Consider the following 15852-nt stretch of genomic DNA (forward strand, 5'->3'; position numbering starts at 1 on the left):
AATTACTTCATGGAAGTTTCGCAAAAAAATGTTGAATTGAATAGCTATAGCTGATTAATAGTTAAAAAAGACAAGTAAGGAATTTACACAATATTAAGGACTTGACTTAAATTCCAATTATTCACTAAAAAAAGACCACCAAGGTCCGTCCCTCAATGGTCTTCATATTAAATAATCTTATACAATTCCTCCACGCTCGTCACCACATAATCAGCATGGGTATTTGCAACCAACTCGTCCGCAAAGTAGCATGAACTGATTCCGGCGTTCTTCCCTGCTTGCAGATCAAGATCCCGGTCGCCAATCATGATTGCCTCGGACTGGTCGATGCCGTGGGTACGGATCAAGTGATGAATGGCATCCGGACTCGGCTTACGCTCAAACCCGTGTTCGGAGGTGATGAAATCAGAAAAGTAGCCAATCATCCCGAAATCCTCCAACATTCTCATGGAAGACTCCCCCCTATGAGTGTAAAGATAATTCCTTCTGCCGGTTTCATGAATATACTTACAAAGCTCCATCATACCTTCAAAGGGTTTGGACAAATCAAATTCCACTTCTTTTCTGCGGGAATCGTAGGCTGTGATAAACTCGGTCCCGATGCCGTACTTCTCTCCATAATGATTGAAAGCATAGGTCATCGATACCTTCATATGTTTCATGATTTCCTCTAAAGGTTCATCAATCCCATCCTGCTTAAGCGTTTCCTTGAAGGTTCCGGCCATGACGGGATATGTGTCAAAAAGCGTCCCGTCGAAATCCCATATTATATGTTTGTACATGTCCATTCCCCCTTCTTATGTAAACTATCCTAATTTTACCACAAGAAATGACCTTTTCGTCCATAGGAGAATATGACTTTTACTAAAAACAGGAAAATTATGCTAAACTATTTTCAAAGCCTTTCAAGGAGGACCACATGATCCGTTCCCTGCATCCCTTTTTCCACATAAGTTCGGCCACCCTGTTTTTCGCAGGGATCATCCTTCTATCTTATAGAGCATACGAATGGGGACTGCTGCCGTTACTGGGCCATTTCTCCCTCTATCTCTCTACCAAAAAGGACAGGTCCGTCGCTTCCCTCTTCCTGTTCTTCTTGCTCGGTTTGCTGGTATTTCAATTCGCAACCGGTTGGATGGAAGAATGGGATATTTCAAAAGAAATATACATACTGTTGAACAGAGCTGCACTTGTAATCATACTGATGGCAGTAATAATCTCACATTCAGTATCAAAAGACACGATCCATACCTACACAAGCTTACCCGATTGGAAAAAGCGCATCTCCATGCCGTCACATTCCATCTCATTGCCCTTATTTTTATTCATCGGGCTGGCTGGCTCTTGCTCCATCTTCATCCCCCTCCCCTGGTTCGGGGAAATCAGCGAAATGAGGTCATTAATTTTATTCGCTGTAGGATTCACCCTCCTCAACGCTACAGTTGAGGAATTTATCTGGAGAGGAGTGATGCTGTCCTCGTTGACGAGTAACACATCAGTCGTTTATGCCGTCACTGTGACAAGTATCGGGTTCGGTCTGCTTCATCTATCCATCGGGATCCCGCTCGCCCTCAGTCTCTTATTCTCTTTCGGGGGACTCTTTTATAGCTTCGTAGTATTGAAGACAGACAGCATCTACCCAGCCATCGTCTTTCATATGGTAATGAATATGGGGATGGTGCTGAATGGATGGATAAACTAGATTATCACTCTTTGAATAGAAAGGATTTGGATGAATGAGAAACCATTTTAAGGCTTTCCTATGTTTGTTCCTCACTTTTTTCATGACAGGCTGCATTGGAGAAGACTATGACTTCACCCCACCAACTGTAACGCTTATGAATACTGACAGCGTCAACTCCGTTGAATTAACCGAAACCAATATCGATTGGCGGGGTGAAAACAGCAAACCATTGGAGAAGGAAACGAAAGAGGTAGTGGACTTCGCCCGGGAACAAAAGGAGCTCACCTTTCCATCCGGGCAGCAGGTAGATCTTCTTTTTGAAAGCGAAGACTTTGCCGTTGAGGAATTACGTGCGTTCTTATGGCTGGGTAACGAAAAGCTGCAGCTGGATATGAGTGAGAACCGTTCCTTCACATTACCCAAAGGAAAAGGGTCTTACGTATTGGAGGTCGACCTTCAAACGGATCGGGGAAATGCTCAGTATGTCGGGAATATTGTTATCGAGTAATCAGGGAGGTGAAGATATGGAAATTACATTGATCATTTTAGGTGCACTCGTCGGGCTATCACTTTTTTATATGATCATAGAAAGAGCTGTGCGGGACGGCATTAATAGCTCAGTCATCGGAAGCTACTTGGAAGAGAAGCATGAGATTAAAGAACGGCAGGGTGATGAGGATTTATTCGACGATACGTACAAGGGGGAATGATGATAGTTGGGGATAATGGTTGAATAAACGCCGGGAGTCTCTGCCTCCTGTAACATCCCTCCCCTCCTTATCGACTGATTAACTGTGAAAAAAATCGGCTACCTCATCCTGCTGGCGACCCTCCTCCTTCTAGGCTGTGAAGAGAATGAATTGGTTTATGACAACATATCCGACAACAAAATCCTTCATGGAAAGGTCCTTGAAAAACGAAATCAGGTAACTGGACATTAACATCTTCCCCACAATAAAAAAAGCATCATCGACCCAACCGTCAATGACACTTGGTCATATCACAACTTCCCATCCACCTCAGACGTATCCACATCATCGCCGAACCAGTCACTCAACTTCGCCTTGGCCTTTACTTTCACTTCATCATCGATATACATGGACACTTGCAATAAAGCGAGTCCCAGGGCTCCAAGATCATCTGTAAACCCTATCCCGACTGCCATGTCCGGAATGAAATCCGTTGGAAGGATGAAATATCCGAGGGCCCCGATGATGACCATCTTCGACTTCTTTGGGACATCCGGCTTTTGCAGGACGAAATAAAGGAGCAATGCCGTATACACGACGGAATGACCTGCCTTCACCCCATACCTCTTCAACTTATCCCAAAACTTTTCTTCTGAAAAATGTTTTTCCGTATTGTCCATTTCATTTCCACCTCCGTGAGACTAGACCTTCTCTTATTCTTTCATTGTAGAAGGTTTAGGGAAAATAAACAAATGTTTGGACAGGTGGATTTGCGTTATACTTCATCTAAGTAAACTACAATTGGGAGTGATCATTGTGTTAAATGCCATCATCTTATTCATCCTTGCCGGTATCGCCGAAATCGGGGGAGGGTATCTCATCTGGCTATGGCTTCGCGAAGGAAAACCATCCTATTGGGGACTCGCCGGCGGAATCGCCTTAGCTCTTTATGGGGTCATTGCCACCTTCCAGTCCTTTCCTTCCTTCGGCCGTGTCTACGCTGCTTACGGCGGGGTGTTCATCGTCCTGTCCGTTCTCTGGGGGTGGGGGATCGATAAGAAAACACCGGATGTATATGACTGGGTCGGTGCCGGGATTTGTCTGGTCGGGGTTGGTGTGATGCTGCTGGGACCAAGACAATAGACAAAACAGAACGTTTGTTCTAAAATGGGTGTAAATGGAATTTAGGGAGCTGGTTACATTGAGACCTGTATTAAATAAGGACACCCCGGTTGAAACGTTCAAAGAGTACTACTGGTTAAAGGAAGAGCTGCAAACGTTCTGCCGTCACCATGGCATCAGTGCTTCCGGATCAAAGATAGAGATATCAGAACGAGTTAGCATTTTCCTTTCGACCGGTGAGATCATGAAACCCGTCAGGAAATCAAAAAAGCCGGCTGTCCTTCAAGAACCTTTAAGTCTTGATACCGTCATCACCGACCAACATCGGTGCAGCCAGGAAGTGAGGGCATTCTTCAAATCCGTCATTCCCACATTTCATTTCTCCACCCACATCCAGAACTACTTCAAACAGAATGCAGGAAGAACCTATCGAGATGCCGTTGAAGAATGGCACAAAGAAGAAGAGCGGAAGAAAGCTCCTTCATACAAGAAGGAAATCGGACCGCAATTCGAATACAATCAATTCACCCGTGATTTCTTTAGGGATCCGGACAACAAAGGTAGGACTCGGGCGGATGCGATAGATGCGTGGAATGAGATTAAGAAGCTTCCGGGGAGCAATCGTTATGTTGCTTGTAAAACAAGAGAATAAGCTCCTGCTATCCTCTGAACATATACCCATTATTTAAGAATATGAGGGAAATAACATGATACAACTTCAACAAAATTCTAGTACGCTTGTCATAGTCATCCACGAAATCTACGGAATCAACCAACACATACAAGACTTCTGCGAATTCATCTCAAAACAAGGAATGGACGTCATCTGTCCGGATTTATTAGAAAAGGGATCTGCTTTTGATTATTCTCAGGAAGAGGCTGCTTATCATCATTTCATCGGGAACATAGGCTTTGAAGAGCCGTCAGAAACAATAAAGAGCATTCTCTCGACCTATCGACCGCAATACAAACGGATTGTCATCATAGGGTTCAGTGTGGGAGCAACGATTGCCTGGTTATGCAGTGATGATGAAAGGGTTGATGGTGTCATCGGCTACTACGGTTCACGGATACGAAACTTTTTAGAGGTCACACCACTGTGTCCAACCATGTTGTTCTTCCCTGAAGAAGAATCTTCTTTCCAGGTGGACGAAGTGATTGCAATGCTAGAGCGAAAGCCCATCGACATTCAGAAATATAGTGGTAAACATGGATTCAGTGATCCCTATTCATCTTCCTTTCATCGTGAATCTGCAAACGAAACGAGGGCTAGAATCATTGGCTTCTTAGAAGAAATTTGAATCGATATCTGTTTCTGCGACCACTGAAACCACCCTACGCGCGCCCGCTACACGCACGTTGGTGTTGTTTTCCTTCTATTCTTTCTTTAAAGATCTACTATCTGTTTTCACGGTAGTTCCAGGGATGATTCACGTCGTTTGGGCAATAGGGAAATGGAGGGTTGCCATTTAGGTGAAAACCCCTGTCTCACGTCATTCAGTTCATAGCATTTCACTCCTTCCATCCCATTCACCCTCACTTTTTATATACAGGTTTGAATCAAAAATGGATACGGTTGGGATGAATTTTTTCATAATGATAAGGAATTCTTATACCTTTCCATCATTTAAATATCATTAACTTATTAGTTCAAATTCGTTAGCATTGAAACTATCAATACTGTTTTTAAACAAGGGGGATTCGCATGGAGAGACCATTGCACTTTAGAGAAGCGACCGAACAAGACGTAGACCATATCGTCGAAATGCTCGCCGATGACGTACTTGGAAAACAGCGCGAGCGCTACGAACAGCCTCTTCCTCAAAGCTATTTACAAGCATTCAAAGCCATCGATACCGATCCCAATAACGAATTGGTCGTCGCTTGTGACGGAGAAAAGGTAGTCGGCGTGCAGCAAATCACGTTCACCCCATACCTCACCCATCAAGGTGGCTGGAGAGCAACGATTGAAGGCGTCAGAACTTCTGCTTCTGTAAGAGGGGAAGGCGTGGGTACGAAGATGATCCAGTGGGCGATCGCCCGCGCAGAGGAGAGGGGTTGCCATCTCATTCAATTGACGACGGATAAGCAAAGGCCCGAGGCACTGAGATTTTATGAGAAATTAGGTTTTAAAGCTACCCATGAAGGATTGAAGCTTAAGCTGTAAGACATGACAAAACGCTTGGGGATCCAAGCGTTTTCACTTTACTTCCACTGAAAATGCATAACTTCCGTCCCCTTTCTTCCAGTGTGCCACGAGATGATACACATAGATCCCTTTCTGGTTAGGAGCCACGATCGTATGGTTCTTCAGTTCCACCCTCTGCACCTGCTCCTCCCCCAACCATTGCTCCGCTTCCACCGCTTTCGGTTTCTTATCGAACGTTACGCGGATCTCCTCTCCGGGGGAAACGACCGTTGGCTTATATTCCTCTCCCATGGCCACGATACTTCCATAATCCTTATCCACACATTGACCGGAAAAGAGGCCATTCCAGCAATAGGAACCCTCGGTAACAGGAATGGCGACTTCGCCTGCTGTCACAATGGCCGTCGGCGGGGATGTCTCAAATGGTTTGATCATAAACAGAATGATGGCAATCAACGCAACGACATTACCGATTGCCAATAGCTTACGCACAGCCATACCCCCTTTTCTACTTTAGACGTGCCTAATAGTCATTGGGTTACCCTTTGACCCTCTTTTCTCACCAGCATACCCATAGGCAGATATGTCACGAAAAACACGACAAGTGCCGCGATTTCCAGATTAATATAATATATGACCCCCTCTCCGAAAAAGGACAAGATTGTTTTCGATTCCGTGGGATTTGCGAGATAGAAGAAATTCGTATCGAGAAGGATATTCAGGAAGAAAATCGGAAGGGCGAGTAGATTGACCATGAGAAAACCGGTCCATACTGCTCTTCTTGGCACACGGTATCCCTCATACACGATGAAATAAAGGACGGACCACGCGATGGCTGCATGATGAAGGAAATATTTCAGAAAACGGAAATGGGGAAATTGGTACGCCATTTCAGGTGTCACCATACTTAAGATTGGCGGGAGAAGACCGATAAAAAAGAGCAAATAATAGGCTTTCTGATTGGGTCTGAGGAATAGATAAATTGCAATGAACGTGCTGACAGAACAGAGCTGAAGGGGCAGATCCCCTACTTCCCACGTTCCGGTGGCCACGAGCCAGATATGCCACGACACTTCACTCATCACGAGCATCGAAAAAAAAGTCCACTTCAGCACAGACTGATACCCCTTCAGGAAATGCCTGAAATACACCAGCCAAAACGATATCGCCACAAACATCAAAAGCACTGAGATATGGGGAACAGAAAACAACTCGAACGTCTGCATCTCTGTCACGGAAAACATCATGCCACCCCTATTCCTTTTGAAAAGTGGTTATCATGGATAGTTTATTCGGCAAAGGGGTTGATTAAGTCTGCATTCAAATAAAAAAGCCCCAAAAGGGACTTTCTTATAACGTAAACGGCGGAATATACCGGCCATCCACATCCGTAAAATCGTATTCTTTCGCAAGATCTCCTGCTCTCAAAGCCTGCCCAGTCTTCTCCATCACCCCTGGATCCATTGCCAGTGCCGTAATGGCACGTCCAACATAATATGGGGTTTCGGATTTCTTTAAGTCTTCTGATTCCTGCCAGTTTTCCTCGTTCACACCCATATGTTCAAGCACCAGCTCTGTCCTCATGAATCCCGGGGATACAGCCATGACGGCGATTCCGTCCTCTTTCAGTTCTTTTGAAAGACCGTACGCCATGCGGACGAGGGCGTTTTTCGCAAGGTCATAATAGAACTGTCCCGTGTACTTGCCTTCATCCCAGAACGTCGTATGAATGATGAGCGTACCATCCCCTTCCCGCAGGAGAGGGATGGCAAAATGATTCGTCGCGAGCTGTGCCCTCACGCCTGCCGTAAACATCGTGTCCCAATTTTCAAGAGACTGTTCCCAGAATTTCCCTGGATTCACACCGATATCATGAGCGCCCCATACGTTATTGATGAGTATATCGAGTCTGCCTTGTTCCTCCCGAATTTGCTCAATGACCGCTTTCGTTTCAGCATCAATCGTATGATCACACTGTACCGCGATTCCTATTCCACCTGCCTCTTGGATTTGAGCTGCTGTATCATCGATTGTCCCTGGAAAGTTTTGCGTAGAGTTCCCTTTTGTACTGCGCCCGGTCACATACACCGTGGCTCCTTCTCTTCCAAGTTCAATGGCGATCCCACGCCCCGCTCCCCTGCTTCCTCCTGTTACAAGCGCTACTTTTCCTGTCAGTGATTTCATCCAACCATTCCTTTCATCCACTAAGATAACCCCATTATACGATTCCATTCTTGACATCCATTGTCATATTTCATTAAATAAAAGAAAAACCAAGAAAAAGGTGAGGAACATGAGAGGCGACCGTTTGATATCCATAGTACTACTCCTACAAACACATGGCCGGATGACGGCGAAGGAACTTTCAGAGAAGCTGGAGGTTTCCGAGCGGACCATCCACCGGGACATGGATGCCTTGAGCGGGACCGGGATTCCCGTGGTGGCAGAGAGGGGACAAAAGGGTGGCTGGTCGCTTCTTGAGGACTACCGGACGGACCTGACAGGGTTGAAGGAATCGGAAATCCGCGCCCTATTCGTTTCTCCTTCCAATCATCTTCTGGAGGATCTCGGTCTGACGCGTATAACCGAAGAAGCAAGGAACAAACTGATGGCCTCCCTCCCGCCCTCTTACCGTGAGAACGGGAAGGATGTCTGGAACCGGATCCATATCGACACAAGCTCATGGCGAAAGCAGAAAAATAAGACGGCCTCTCTCGAAACCATCAAAGAGGCGGTCTTTCAGGAGATCAAATTAAGAATCACCTACGAACGGGCTGACGGAGAAAGGGATGAACGCATTGTGGAACCACTCGGCCTCGTAGCCAAAGGTGACCTCTGGTACCTCATCGCTGCCAAGGAAAACGGGGATATCCGGAATTACAGAGTGTCCCGGATTCATCACACAGAAACCTTGGACGAGACGTTCCAAAGACCCTTGGGCTTTGACCTGACCGAGTATTGGTCGTCCTCCACCCAATCCTTCATCAAAAGACTGCCTTCTTATGAAGTGAAAGTGGAGGTGTCACCACATCTTTTATCCAGGCTCACATTCTCCGGAAGGTTTGCCCGGGTCCTCGCAGTTGGGGAACGAAGAGGTGACGAGTGGATACCCGTGACGCTCTCCTTTGATACGGAAGAAGAGGCAAAAGCGTATCTCCTAGGGTTCGCCGATGGGGTAAAGGTGATAGAGCCCGCTGACCTCAAGCAGAAGATCGTTAAAATGGCTGAGGCTACGGCTTCATTTTATCGCCGAATGGAATAATTCTCCCTTCTCTTTGATATGTTTTAAAAAACGTTATCAAGGAGAGTCTCCCATGAAAAACATCATTTTATTTGCGGATCCCGGCATTGATGATTCCATCGCCATCATGTATGCCCTTTTGAATCCAAACATTAAGGTTCTCGGTATCGTCTCCAGCTACGGAAATGTCGAGAAGAAGCAGGCAACCGATAACATCGCTTATCTGCTCAAGCTTGCTGATAGGACGGATATCCCGATCATCGGCGGATCCAACAGCCCTTCATCCGGGAAAATCCCGACCTATTATCCTGAAATCCACGGACAGGAAGGCTTGGGACCGATCAGGCCTCCGGAAAACTTCTCCGGGGAACTCACCAACTTTTCCAAACTCTACACCATCATTGAAGAGAATCAGGACGTCACAATCGTAGATGTCGGAAGGAATACGTCACTCGCTTCCCTTTACCTGTTAGGCGAAGACATAACAAAAAAAGTAAAGGAATTTTATATTATGGGAGGGGCGTTTTTCGTACCTGGAAATGTGACTCCTTCAGCGGAAGCCAACTTCTACGGAGATCCGATCGCATCAGAACTCGTGGTCAAGAATTTCGACAATCTGTATATCGCCCCTCTAAACGTTACGAATAAGGCAATTGTCACCCTTGAACACATTAAAACCATCCAGGAGATGAACGGCAATCCCGTCATCGAGATCCTTGATGACGTCATGACTTACTATATCGACGCCTATAAAAAGCTGATCCCCGGTATAGGCGGCGCCCCCCTTCACGATGTCGTCACCCTCTCCCTGATGGTGAACCCCGATATGGGGAAAACAATCCGTAGGGACGTCGAAGTACTGACTTCAGGACTTGGGCAGGGTACATCCATCGCCGATTTCAGGGTCAGCTCGAAACCGGCTGAAAAGAACATTAACATCTATCTGGAGATGGATTATCAAATGTTTGTTGAGGATTTCATCAACGTGATGACAGGAAAAAAGGGATGAGGCGGCCGTGCCTCATCCCTTTTTATATACTTGATTTATAAATCAGGAGTTGAATAAAGACAAATAACATGAAGACAGATACAGCAAACAACATGTAGCTTTTATACGACTTTCGATTCTTCTGGTACTCTTCTAGTCCCATGATCACCATAAGAGTCCCCATCCCCGCCATCGTATAAGGAAGCACATCATTATTGTCCGAAACAAGACCATAGACGGCTACTGCCAGCACAATGATGCTGATCGTTTTTCTCATTTTTTCTAACATGGTTGATTCCCCATTTCTGTTTCTTCCACATCCTTATTTTACCACATGATTATGTCCCTCTTAGCATAAAAAAGTGCCTGACCACATACAGGTCAGACACACTTTTCTCTACTTCGCATCCTTATCCGGCTGATGAATCCCGAACACATTGCCTTCTGTGTCTATGTAATAGCCTTGCCAAGCCATTCCAGGCAGGGCATACTTCGGCATGGCGACCTTGCCGCCGTGTTCAAGGATGAGCTTTTCTGTTTCATCATAGTTCCCGACACCCATCGTACACGAATACCCGTTCATCGGCTGATTCGGCTGAGGTGGAGGACTTTGACGCTGCATCAATGCACCGTTGATCCCCATTTCATTTTCATCCCCGGTCACGGCCCCCACGTAAGGCATTCCGGCGTACTCACTCCAGTCCTCGAACTTCCAGCCGAATACTTCCCCGTAAAACGTCTTTGCACGTTCCATGTCATCCACATGTACTTCAAAATGAACCATTCTCCCCATTGTTCATACCTCCCATTATATTGTCATTCACACTATCATTTCGGTATCCCGGGGAGAATCCCTTCTTTTTTCTTATATAAATCAGGGCTGACTAGGATTTCTCCACCAACAGATCCTTCAGCTGCTCACGCAATGCCCTTTTCAGGAATTTCCCCACCGATGTTTTCGGGATTTCCTCCATAAAGATGATTTCATCAGGAAGCCACCACTTCGCGAATTGCGGGGCAATGAAATTCAGCAGTTCTTGTTTGTCGACTTTATCTTTATAAGGTGCCTTCAACACGACACAGGCAACCGGTCGTTCCTGCCACTCTCGGTGAGGAACGGCCACGATACTCGCTTCGAACACGGCATCATGTGCCATTAAGGCATTCTCAAGATCAACGGATGAAATCCATTCCCCGCCGCTCTTGATCAGGTCCTTCGTCCGATCAACCAGCTTGATGACGCCCTCTTCATCAACGGTCGCAACGTCACCTGTATAAAGCCATCCATCCCTGAACGCATCCTGGGAACGCTCGTCCTTATAATACTCATCGGCAATCCACGGGCCGCGGAGCAGAAGCTCTCCCATTTCCTCGCCGTCCCATTTTACTTCTCCGTTAATGCCTATCACCTTCATCTCAAGTCCTGGCACAATGAGCCCCTGCTTGGAACGAATATCGAGGATTTCCTCTTGATCAAGGTCCGTCTGGTAGCTCTTTAGCCTTGAAACAACGGCAAGGGGAGCGGTTTCTGTCATCCCATACGCATGAAGGAATGGAATGTTGTACTTCGTTTCAAATGCTTTGATCATGCCCCTCGGAGCTGCTGACCCTCCACAGACGATGGATCGCAGGGAAGAAGTATCATATTCACCCTTTTCCAGTTCATTCAGAAGCCCAAGCCAAATCGTCGGGACTCCGGCAGTAAAGGTAACTTTTTCCTTTTCAATCAGTTCAGCCAAGAGCTTCGGGGTAAACAGGGGACCAGGCAACACTTGCGTCGAGCCGAACCATGTGGCAGCGAAAGGCAGTCCCCATGCATTCGCATGAAACATCGGCACGACCGGCAATACGACATCCCTTTCTGATAAGGCGGCCGTATCCGCCAGACCGAAAGCATAGCTGTGCAGGACAATCCCTCTGTGGGAATAGACGACACCCTTTGGTTGACCGGTGGTGGCAGATGTATAGCACATTCCGGCAGGTTCATTTTCGTCGATATCCTTCACGAACTCGAAATTAGGACTTGCTTCACGCAGCAGCTCCTCATAAGAGTAGACGGGCTCCAGTGTCGTTTCCGGAAGTTCATCCTTATCGGTCATGACAATATAAGCTTCTACTGTTTTGAACTGGTCCTTGCTTTTTTCAATGAGGGGCAGTAAATCCTCATCGACCAATAACACCTTGTCTTCCGCATGATTCACAATGTAAGTAATATGTTCAGGAGACAAGCGGATATTGATGGTGTGGATCACCGCTCCCATTCCCGGTGCTGCGAAGTAGGCCTCCAGATGGCGATGATGATTCCACGCGAATGTCCCGACTCTGTCCCCTTTCCCTACACCCAGTTTCTGAAGTGCGCTCGACAGTCTTCGTGTGCGCTCACCGATTTCTTTATACGTAAAACGATGGATTCCTGTTAGTGTCCTTGAAACGACCTGCTTCTTTGGAAAGAATTTTTCGGCTCTCTCCAAGAGCGAACCTACTGTTAATGGAACATTCATCATACAACCATTTCCCCTTCCGCTTCTCTTCATCTATTATTCAACCGTTTCTTGAAGCCAGTCCCTTAACACCTCTTTCGTCTGCTCCCCTTTTTCCGGAGGCGGTGTGACGGCCCCTCGATTATCACTGTACATATTCACATGCCCTTCACCTGTGATAAAATCCTTTTCTTTAAAAGCAGGATACTCGGCAAGCTCCCCAGCTTCGAGAACCGGGGTAAGACAGCAGTCCACTGTCTGCCCGAATTCTGACCATGCCTCCCGTGTTTTACTCTTGAACAAATCGACGAGCTCACGGTAAACGGGATTTCCCGAACCCGGCTTCGAATAATGGGCAGACACCCAGTCTTCCCTGCCAAGGGCCTTACAGAAATTCAGCCAGAATTTCGGCTCCAGGGCCGCGAGTGTGACGTACCCATGATCTTTCGTTTCGTATAAACCGTATGAAATCACGGTGCCGTTTAAAACCTGAACTCCATTGGGGTATCCTCTTTCTTTTTCAATCAGGACATGATTCGTCATCAGGGAAGCCATGCTCTCTGCAAGGGAAACGCAGTGATAGCTTCCTTCCCCTGATATCCCTCTAGCGACAAGTCCGCCAAGGATCCGTTCGCTTGCCGCCAACCCTCCGATATAGTCGGCAAAGGTATGACTCGGATGAACCGGTCTTCCACTCTTATCCTTCAACTGGGCAAGGGCGCCGCTTACACTCATATAATTCAAATCATGACTTCCGAGCTGAGACATCTTCCCCTTGTTCCCGTAGCCGGTAATGGAGCAGTAGATAAGAGCCGGATGGATGTCGCTGACCGCTTCATACCCGAGTCCGAGCTTTTCCATGACGCCGGGACGGAAGCTTTCTACGAGTACATCGGCCTGCCGGATCAGGTCAAGGGCAACCCCTTTCCCTTCCTCCTGTTTCAGATCCAGGACGATGCTTTTTTTACCCCGGTTATGTGCTTTGAACACTAAGCCGTTTCCATTTTGTCTCGCCGGATCTCCTTCCGGGGATTCTACCTTTATCACTTCTGCTCCGAGCTCCGCAAGCCGTAAGGTCGTGAAGGGTCCGGGTATATAGTTAGTAAAGTCGATGACTCTAATACCTTTTAGCATATCGGAACCCTCACACCTCCTCGTTTGGATCTGTTCATTAGAGACGCTCGATGATGGTGGCATTCGCCATTCCATGACCTTCGCACATTGTCTGTAAGCCGTATCGGCCACCCGTTCGTTCAAGCTCACTCATCATGGTCAGCATCAGGCGAGCCCCGCTTGCACCTAGCGGGTGACCGAGAGCGATCGCTCCTCCATTCGGGTTCAGTTTCCCGGGATCCGCACCTGTTTCCTTGAGCCAGGCCATCGGGACGGACGCAAAGGCTTCATTGACCTCGAACACATCGATATCCTCAAGTGCCAGACCTGATTTCTTCAATGCTTTTTCCGTTGCCGGAATCGGCCCTGTCAGCATCAAAGTGGGGTCGGATCCGACGACCACACGGGTATGGACTTTGAAGCGAGGCTTTAATCCGAGCTCCTCTGCCTTTTCACGACTCATCAATAGAAGGACTGCTGCCCCGTCACTGATCTGGCTCGCGTTCCCTGCATGGATGACGCCATCTTCCTTAAAGACCGTTTTCAAACCGGCCAGAACGTCCGGAGTCGTCCCTTCCCTCGGACCCGAATCATCCGTGATCAAGATGGTTTCGCCGTTTTCATCCGTGACCTGTAGCGGCATGATTTCCTTTTTAAAATGACCTTCAGCCTGAGCCTTCAACGCACGACGATGGCTTTCCGCCGAGAATTCATCCAGCTCCCTGCGGGTAAATCCATATTTTTCGGCAATCCGTTCTGCCGATAAGCCCTGGTGGATGACTTCGTAACGACTTTTCAGTTTTGGACTGAACGGCTCGGCATTTCCATAATTGGACCCCATCGGAACTCTGGACATATTCTCCACACCGCCTGCAATCACGACATCCATATCTCCTGCCAGAATCGCCTGGGCGGCGAAATGAACGGCCTGCTGGCTTGATCCGCACTGGCGGTCAATCGTCGTTCCCGGTACCTCAATGGGAAAACCTGCAATCAGGGCAGCCACACGGGCAATATCCCCCGCCTGTTCCCCTGACTGAGACACACAGCCAAGAATGACATCCTCCACGATCCCTGGATCGATCCCGGCTCGCTTCACGACCTCTTCAAGGACCCCTGCCGCAAGATCATCGGGACGGATATCCTTCAATAACCCCTTCCTTCTTCCGACGGGTGTTCTCACACCTTCTACAATGACTACTTCACGCATATACCTCTCCCTTTCTACAATTCAAATATCTATAAACCTAAATTCTTCGCAATGATCGTCTTCATGATTTCATTCGTGCCTGCGTAAATACTCGCGACGGGAATATCGCGGAACCTTCTCGCAATCTCGTATTCTTCCATATATCCGTATCCCCCATGGAGCTGCATGCATTCGGCGGAGATTTTCTTGGCGATATCGGTCAGTTTCCACTTGGCCATGGACACCTTTGTCACGATATCCTCGCCGGCGATATGTTCGGCGATCAACTGATCAAGGAACGATCTGCCCATTTCGATTTCTGTCGCCATTTCCGCAATTTTAAACTGGGTATTCTGGAATTTGCTCACCGGCTTTCCGAACGCTTCCCTGCTTTTCACATATTCGATGGTCTGTTCGAGCATCACTTCCGATGCCGTCTGGGCGGCAATCGCCACCAGCAGACGTTCCTGCTGCAGTTTATCCATCAAATACACGAAGCCTTTCCCCTCTTCCCCGAGCAGGTTTTCTTTCGGGACGCGACAGTCTTCAAAGATGAGTTCCGCCGTATCCTGAGAGTGCAGACCCACCTTATTCAGCTTCCTTCCCCGTGAGAAACCGGGTGCATCCCGTTCGATCACAAGAAGGCTGACCCCCTTATGTTTCGGGCTCGCCTTAGGGTCCGTTTTACAGGCAACCACGATGAGATCTGAATGGATTCCATTGGTAATGAACGTCTTCGCACCGTTGACGACATAGTGATCACCGTCAAGGACCGCTGTCGTCTTGATATTCGCCAGATCCGACCCGGTTCCGGGCTCCGTCATGGCAATTGCCGTAATGATTTCCCCCGTCGCACATTTAGGAAGCCAGCGTTTCTTCTGCTCTTCCGTTCCATAGGCTGTAATATAGGGCACTACAATATCATTATGGAGTCCGATTCCGACGAGGCCTGAGCCGACTCTTTCAATCTCTTCATTGATGATGACCGAGAATCCCCAGTCCACTTCACTGCCACCATATTGTTCCTCAATATCCGGACAGAGATAGCCCTGTTCCCCCATCTTCGTCCAGAAGGAACGGGGAATCATCCGATTCTCCTCCCACTGATCATAGTGAGGATACGCTTCTTTTTCTAAGAACTTTCGTAATGACCGTCTGAACATGTCATGATCATCTGATAAGTAAAGATGTTTCATG

The 15852-nt window shown here is 47.5% G+C and carries 20 protein-coding genes; 9 read left to right on the plus strand and 11 right to left on the minus strand.

Going from position 1 to position 15852, the window contains the following annotated elements:
- Positions 1-167: 167 nt before the first annotated feature.
- The gene (locus tag SLH55_RS04080) at positions 168-782 is read right to left on the minus strand and encodes an HAD-IA family hydrolase (RefSeq protein WP_320322747.1); all 615 of its coding nucleotides are present in this window, start codon (positions 780-782) and stop codon (positions 168-170) included.
- A gap of 137 nt (positions 783-919) precedes the next feature.
- Here SLH55_RS04080 and SLH55_RS04085 point away from each other — a divergent pair, with 137 nt between their 5' ends.
- From SLH55_RS04085 to SLH55_RS04095, 3 genes are read left to right on the plus strand one after another with little or no spacing between them, the layout of a single operon-like run.
- Positions 920-1702 (plus strand): CPBP family intramembrane glutamic endopeptidase, encoded by a 783-nt coding sequence (locus tag SLH55_RS04085; RefSeq protein ID WP_320322748.1) that lies wholly within the window; start codon positions 920-922, stop codon positions 1700-1702.
- 34 nt (positions 1703-1736) lie between these two features.
- A complete protein-coding gene (locus SLH55_RS04090; RefSeq protein ID WP_320322749.1) occupies positions 1737-2192 on the plus strand; it encodes a hypothetical protein in 456 nt (151 codons plus the stop codon).
- 16 nt (positions 2193-2208) lie between these two features.
- Positions 2209-2394: a hypothetical protein gene (locus tag SLH55_RS04095; RefSeq protein WP_320322750.1), complete on the plus strand. Its 186-nt coding sequence runs from the start codon at positions 2209-2211 to the stop codon at positions 2392-2394.
- A gap of 290 nt (positions 2395-2684) precedes the next feature.
- Here the strand turns inward: SLH55_RS04095 and SLH55_RS04100 are convergent, their stop codons facing one another.
- The gene (locus SLH55_RS04100) at positions 2685-3053 is read right to left on the minus strand and encodes a YkvA family protein (protein WP_320322751.1); all 369 of its coding nucleotides are present in this window, start codon (positions 3051-3053) and stop codon (positions 2685-2687) included.
- Between the two features lie 136 nt (positions 3054-3189).
- Here SLH55_RS04100 and SLH55_RS04105 point away from each other — a divergent pair, with 136 nt between their 5' ends.
- The 4 genes from SLH55_RS04105 (at position 3190) to SLH55_RS04120 (ending at position 5662) form a co-directional block, all read left to right on the plus strand.
- Positions 3190-3516, plus strand: a complete 327-nt coding sequence (locus tag SLH55_RS04105; RefSeq protein WP_149154292.1) for a YnfA family protein — start codon at positions 3190-3192, stop codon at positions 3514-3516.
- 58 nt (positions 3517-3574) lie between these two features.
- Positions 3575-4147: a DUF6434 domain-containing protein gene (locus tag SLH55_RS04110; protein ID WP_320322752.1), complete on the plus strand. Its 573-nt coding sequence runs from the start codon at positions 3575-3577 to the stop codon at positions 4145-4147.
- Positions 4148-4202: 55 nt separating this feature from the next.
- Entirely contained in the window at positions 4203-4796 is a 594-nt protein-coding gene (locus tag SLH55_RS04115) for a dienelactone hydrolase family protein (RefSeq protein WP_320322753.1), read from the plus strand.
- 404 nt (positions 4797-5200) lie between these two features.
- Positions 5201-5662: a GNAT family N-acetyltransferase gene (locus SLH55_RS04120; RefSeq protein ID WP_320322754.1), complete on the plus strand. Its 462-nt coding sequence runs from the start codon at positions 5201-5203 to the stop codon at positions 5660-5662.
- A gap of 33 nt (positions 5663-5695) precedes the next feature.
- Here SLH55_RS04120 and SLH55_RS04125 read toward each other — a convergent pair whose 3' ends face one another.
- The 3 genes from SLH55_RS04125 to SLH55_RS04135 form a co-directional block, all read right to left on the minus strand.
- Positions 5696-6136: a hypothetical protein gene (locus SLH55_RS04125; protein ID WP_320322755.1), complete on the minus strand. Its 441-nt coding sequence runs from the start codon at positions 6134-6136 to the stop codon at positions 5696-5698.
- Between the two features lie 38 nt (positions 6137-6174).
- Positions 6175-6888 carry a TIGR02206 family membrane protein gene (locus SLH55_RS04130; protein WP_320322756.1) on the minus strand — a complete coding sequence of 238 codons (714 nt, stop codon included), beginning with the start codon at positions 6886-6888 and terminating at the stop codon, positions 6175-6177.
- A gap of 106 nt (positions 6889-6994) precedes the next feature.
- Positions 6995-7828, minus strand: coding sequence for an SDR family NAD(P)-dependent oxidoreductase (locus SLH55_RS04135; RefSeq protein ID WP_320322873.1), 834 nt, complete (start codon positions 7826-7828; stop codon positions 6995-6997).
- Between the two features lie 109 nt (positions 7829-7937).
- On the opposite strand from SLH55_RS04135, the gene SLH55_RS04140 reads away from it, so the two are divergent.
- Together SLH55_RS04140 and SLH55_RS04145 are read left to right on the plus strand one after the other, a co-directional pair.
- Positions 7938-8906, plus strand: a complete 969-nt coding sequence (locus SLH55_RS04140) for a helix-turn-helix transcriptional regulator (protein ID WP_219167598.1) — start codon at positions 7938-7940, stop codon at positions 8904-8906.
- A 52-nt stretch (positions 8907-8958) separates the two neighbouring features.
- Complete coding sequence (locus SLH55_RS04145; protein ID WP_219167599.1) at positions 8959-9894, plus strand: nucleoside hydrolase; 936 nt, start codon at positions 8959-8961, stop codon at positions 9892-9894.
- Between the two features lie 22 nt (positions 9895-9916).
- Here the strand turns inward: SLH55_RS04145 and SLH55_RS04150 are convergent, their stop codons facing one another.
- The 6 genes from SLH55_RS04150 to SLH55_RS04175 all read right to left on the minus strand — a co-directional run bounded on the left by SLH55_RS04150 (position 9917) and on the right by SLH55_RS04175 (position 15851).
- Complete coding sequence (locus SLH55_RS04150; protein ID WP_219167600.1) at positions 9917-10162, minus strand: DUF3953 domain-containing protein; 246 nt, start codon at positions 10160-10162, stop codon at positions 9917-9919.
- 108 nt (positions 10163-10270) lie between these two features.
- On the minus strand, positions 10271-10666 hold the full coding sequence (locus tag SLH55_RS04155; RefSeq protein WP_060673648.1) for a VOC family protein: 396 nt from the start codon (positions 10664-10666) through the stop codon (positions 10271-10273).
- 91 nt (positions 10667-10757) lie between these two features.
- Positions 10758-12377 (minus strand): long-chain fatty acid--CoA ligase, encoded by a 1620-nt coding sequence (locus SLH55_RS04160; RefSeq protein WP_320322757.1) that lies wholly within the window; start codon positions 12375-12377, stop codon positions 10758-10760.
- Positions 12378-12410: 33 nt separating this feature from the next.
- Complete coding sequence (locus SLH55_RS04165) at positions 12411-13487, minus strand: CaiB/BaiF CoA-transferase family protein (RefSeq protein WP_320322758.1); 1077 nt, start codon at positions 13485-13487, stop codon at positions 12411-12413.
- Between the two features lie 37 nt (positions 13488-13524).
- Complete coding sequence (locus SLH55_RS04170) at positions 13525-14676, minus strand: thiolase family protein (protein WP_320322759.1); 1152 nt, start codon at positions 14674-14676, stop codon at positions 13525-13527.
- A 29-nt stretch (positions 14677-14705) separates the two neighbouring features.
- Positions 14706-15851, minus strand: a complete 1146-nt coding sequence (locus SLH55_RS04175; protein ID WP_219167604.1) for an acyl-CoA dehydrogenase family protein — start codon at positions 15849-15851, stop codon at positions 14706-14708.
- Position 15852: the final 1 nt, after the last annotated feature.

Origin of the sequence: Rossellomorea sp. YZS02, assembly GCF_033963925.1 — a bacterium.
In the GTDB taxonomy this organism is placed as follows: domain Bacteria; phylum Bacillota; class Bacilli; order Bacillales; family Bacillaceae_B; genus Rossellomorea.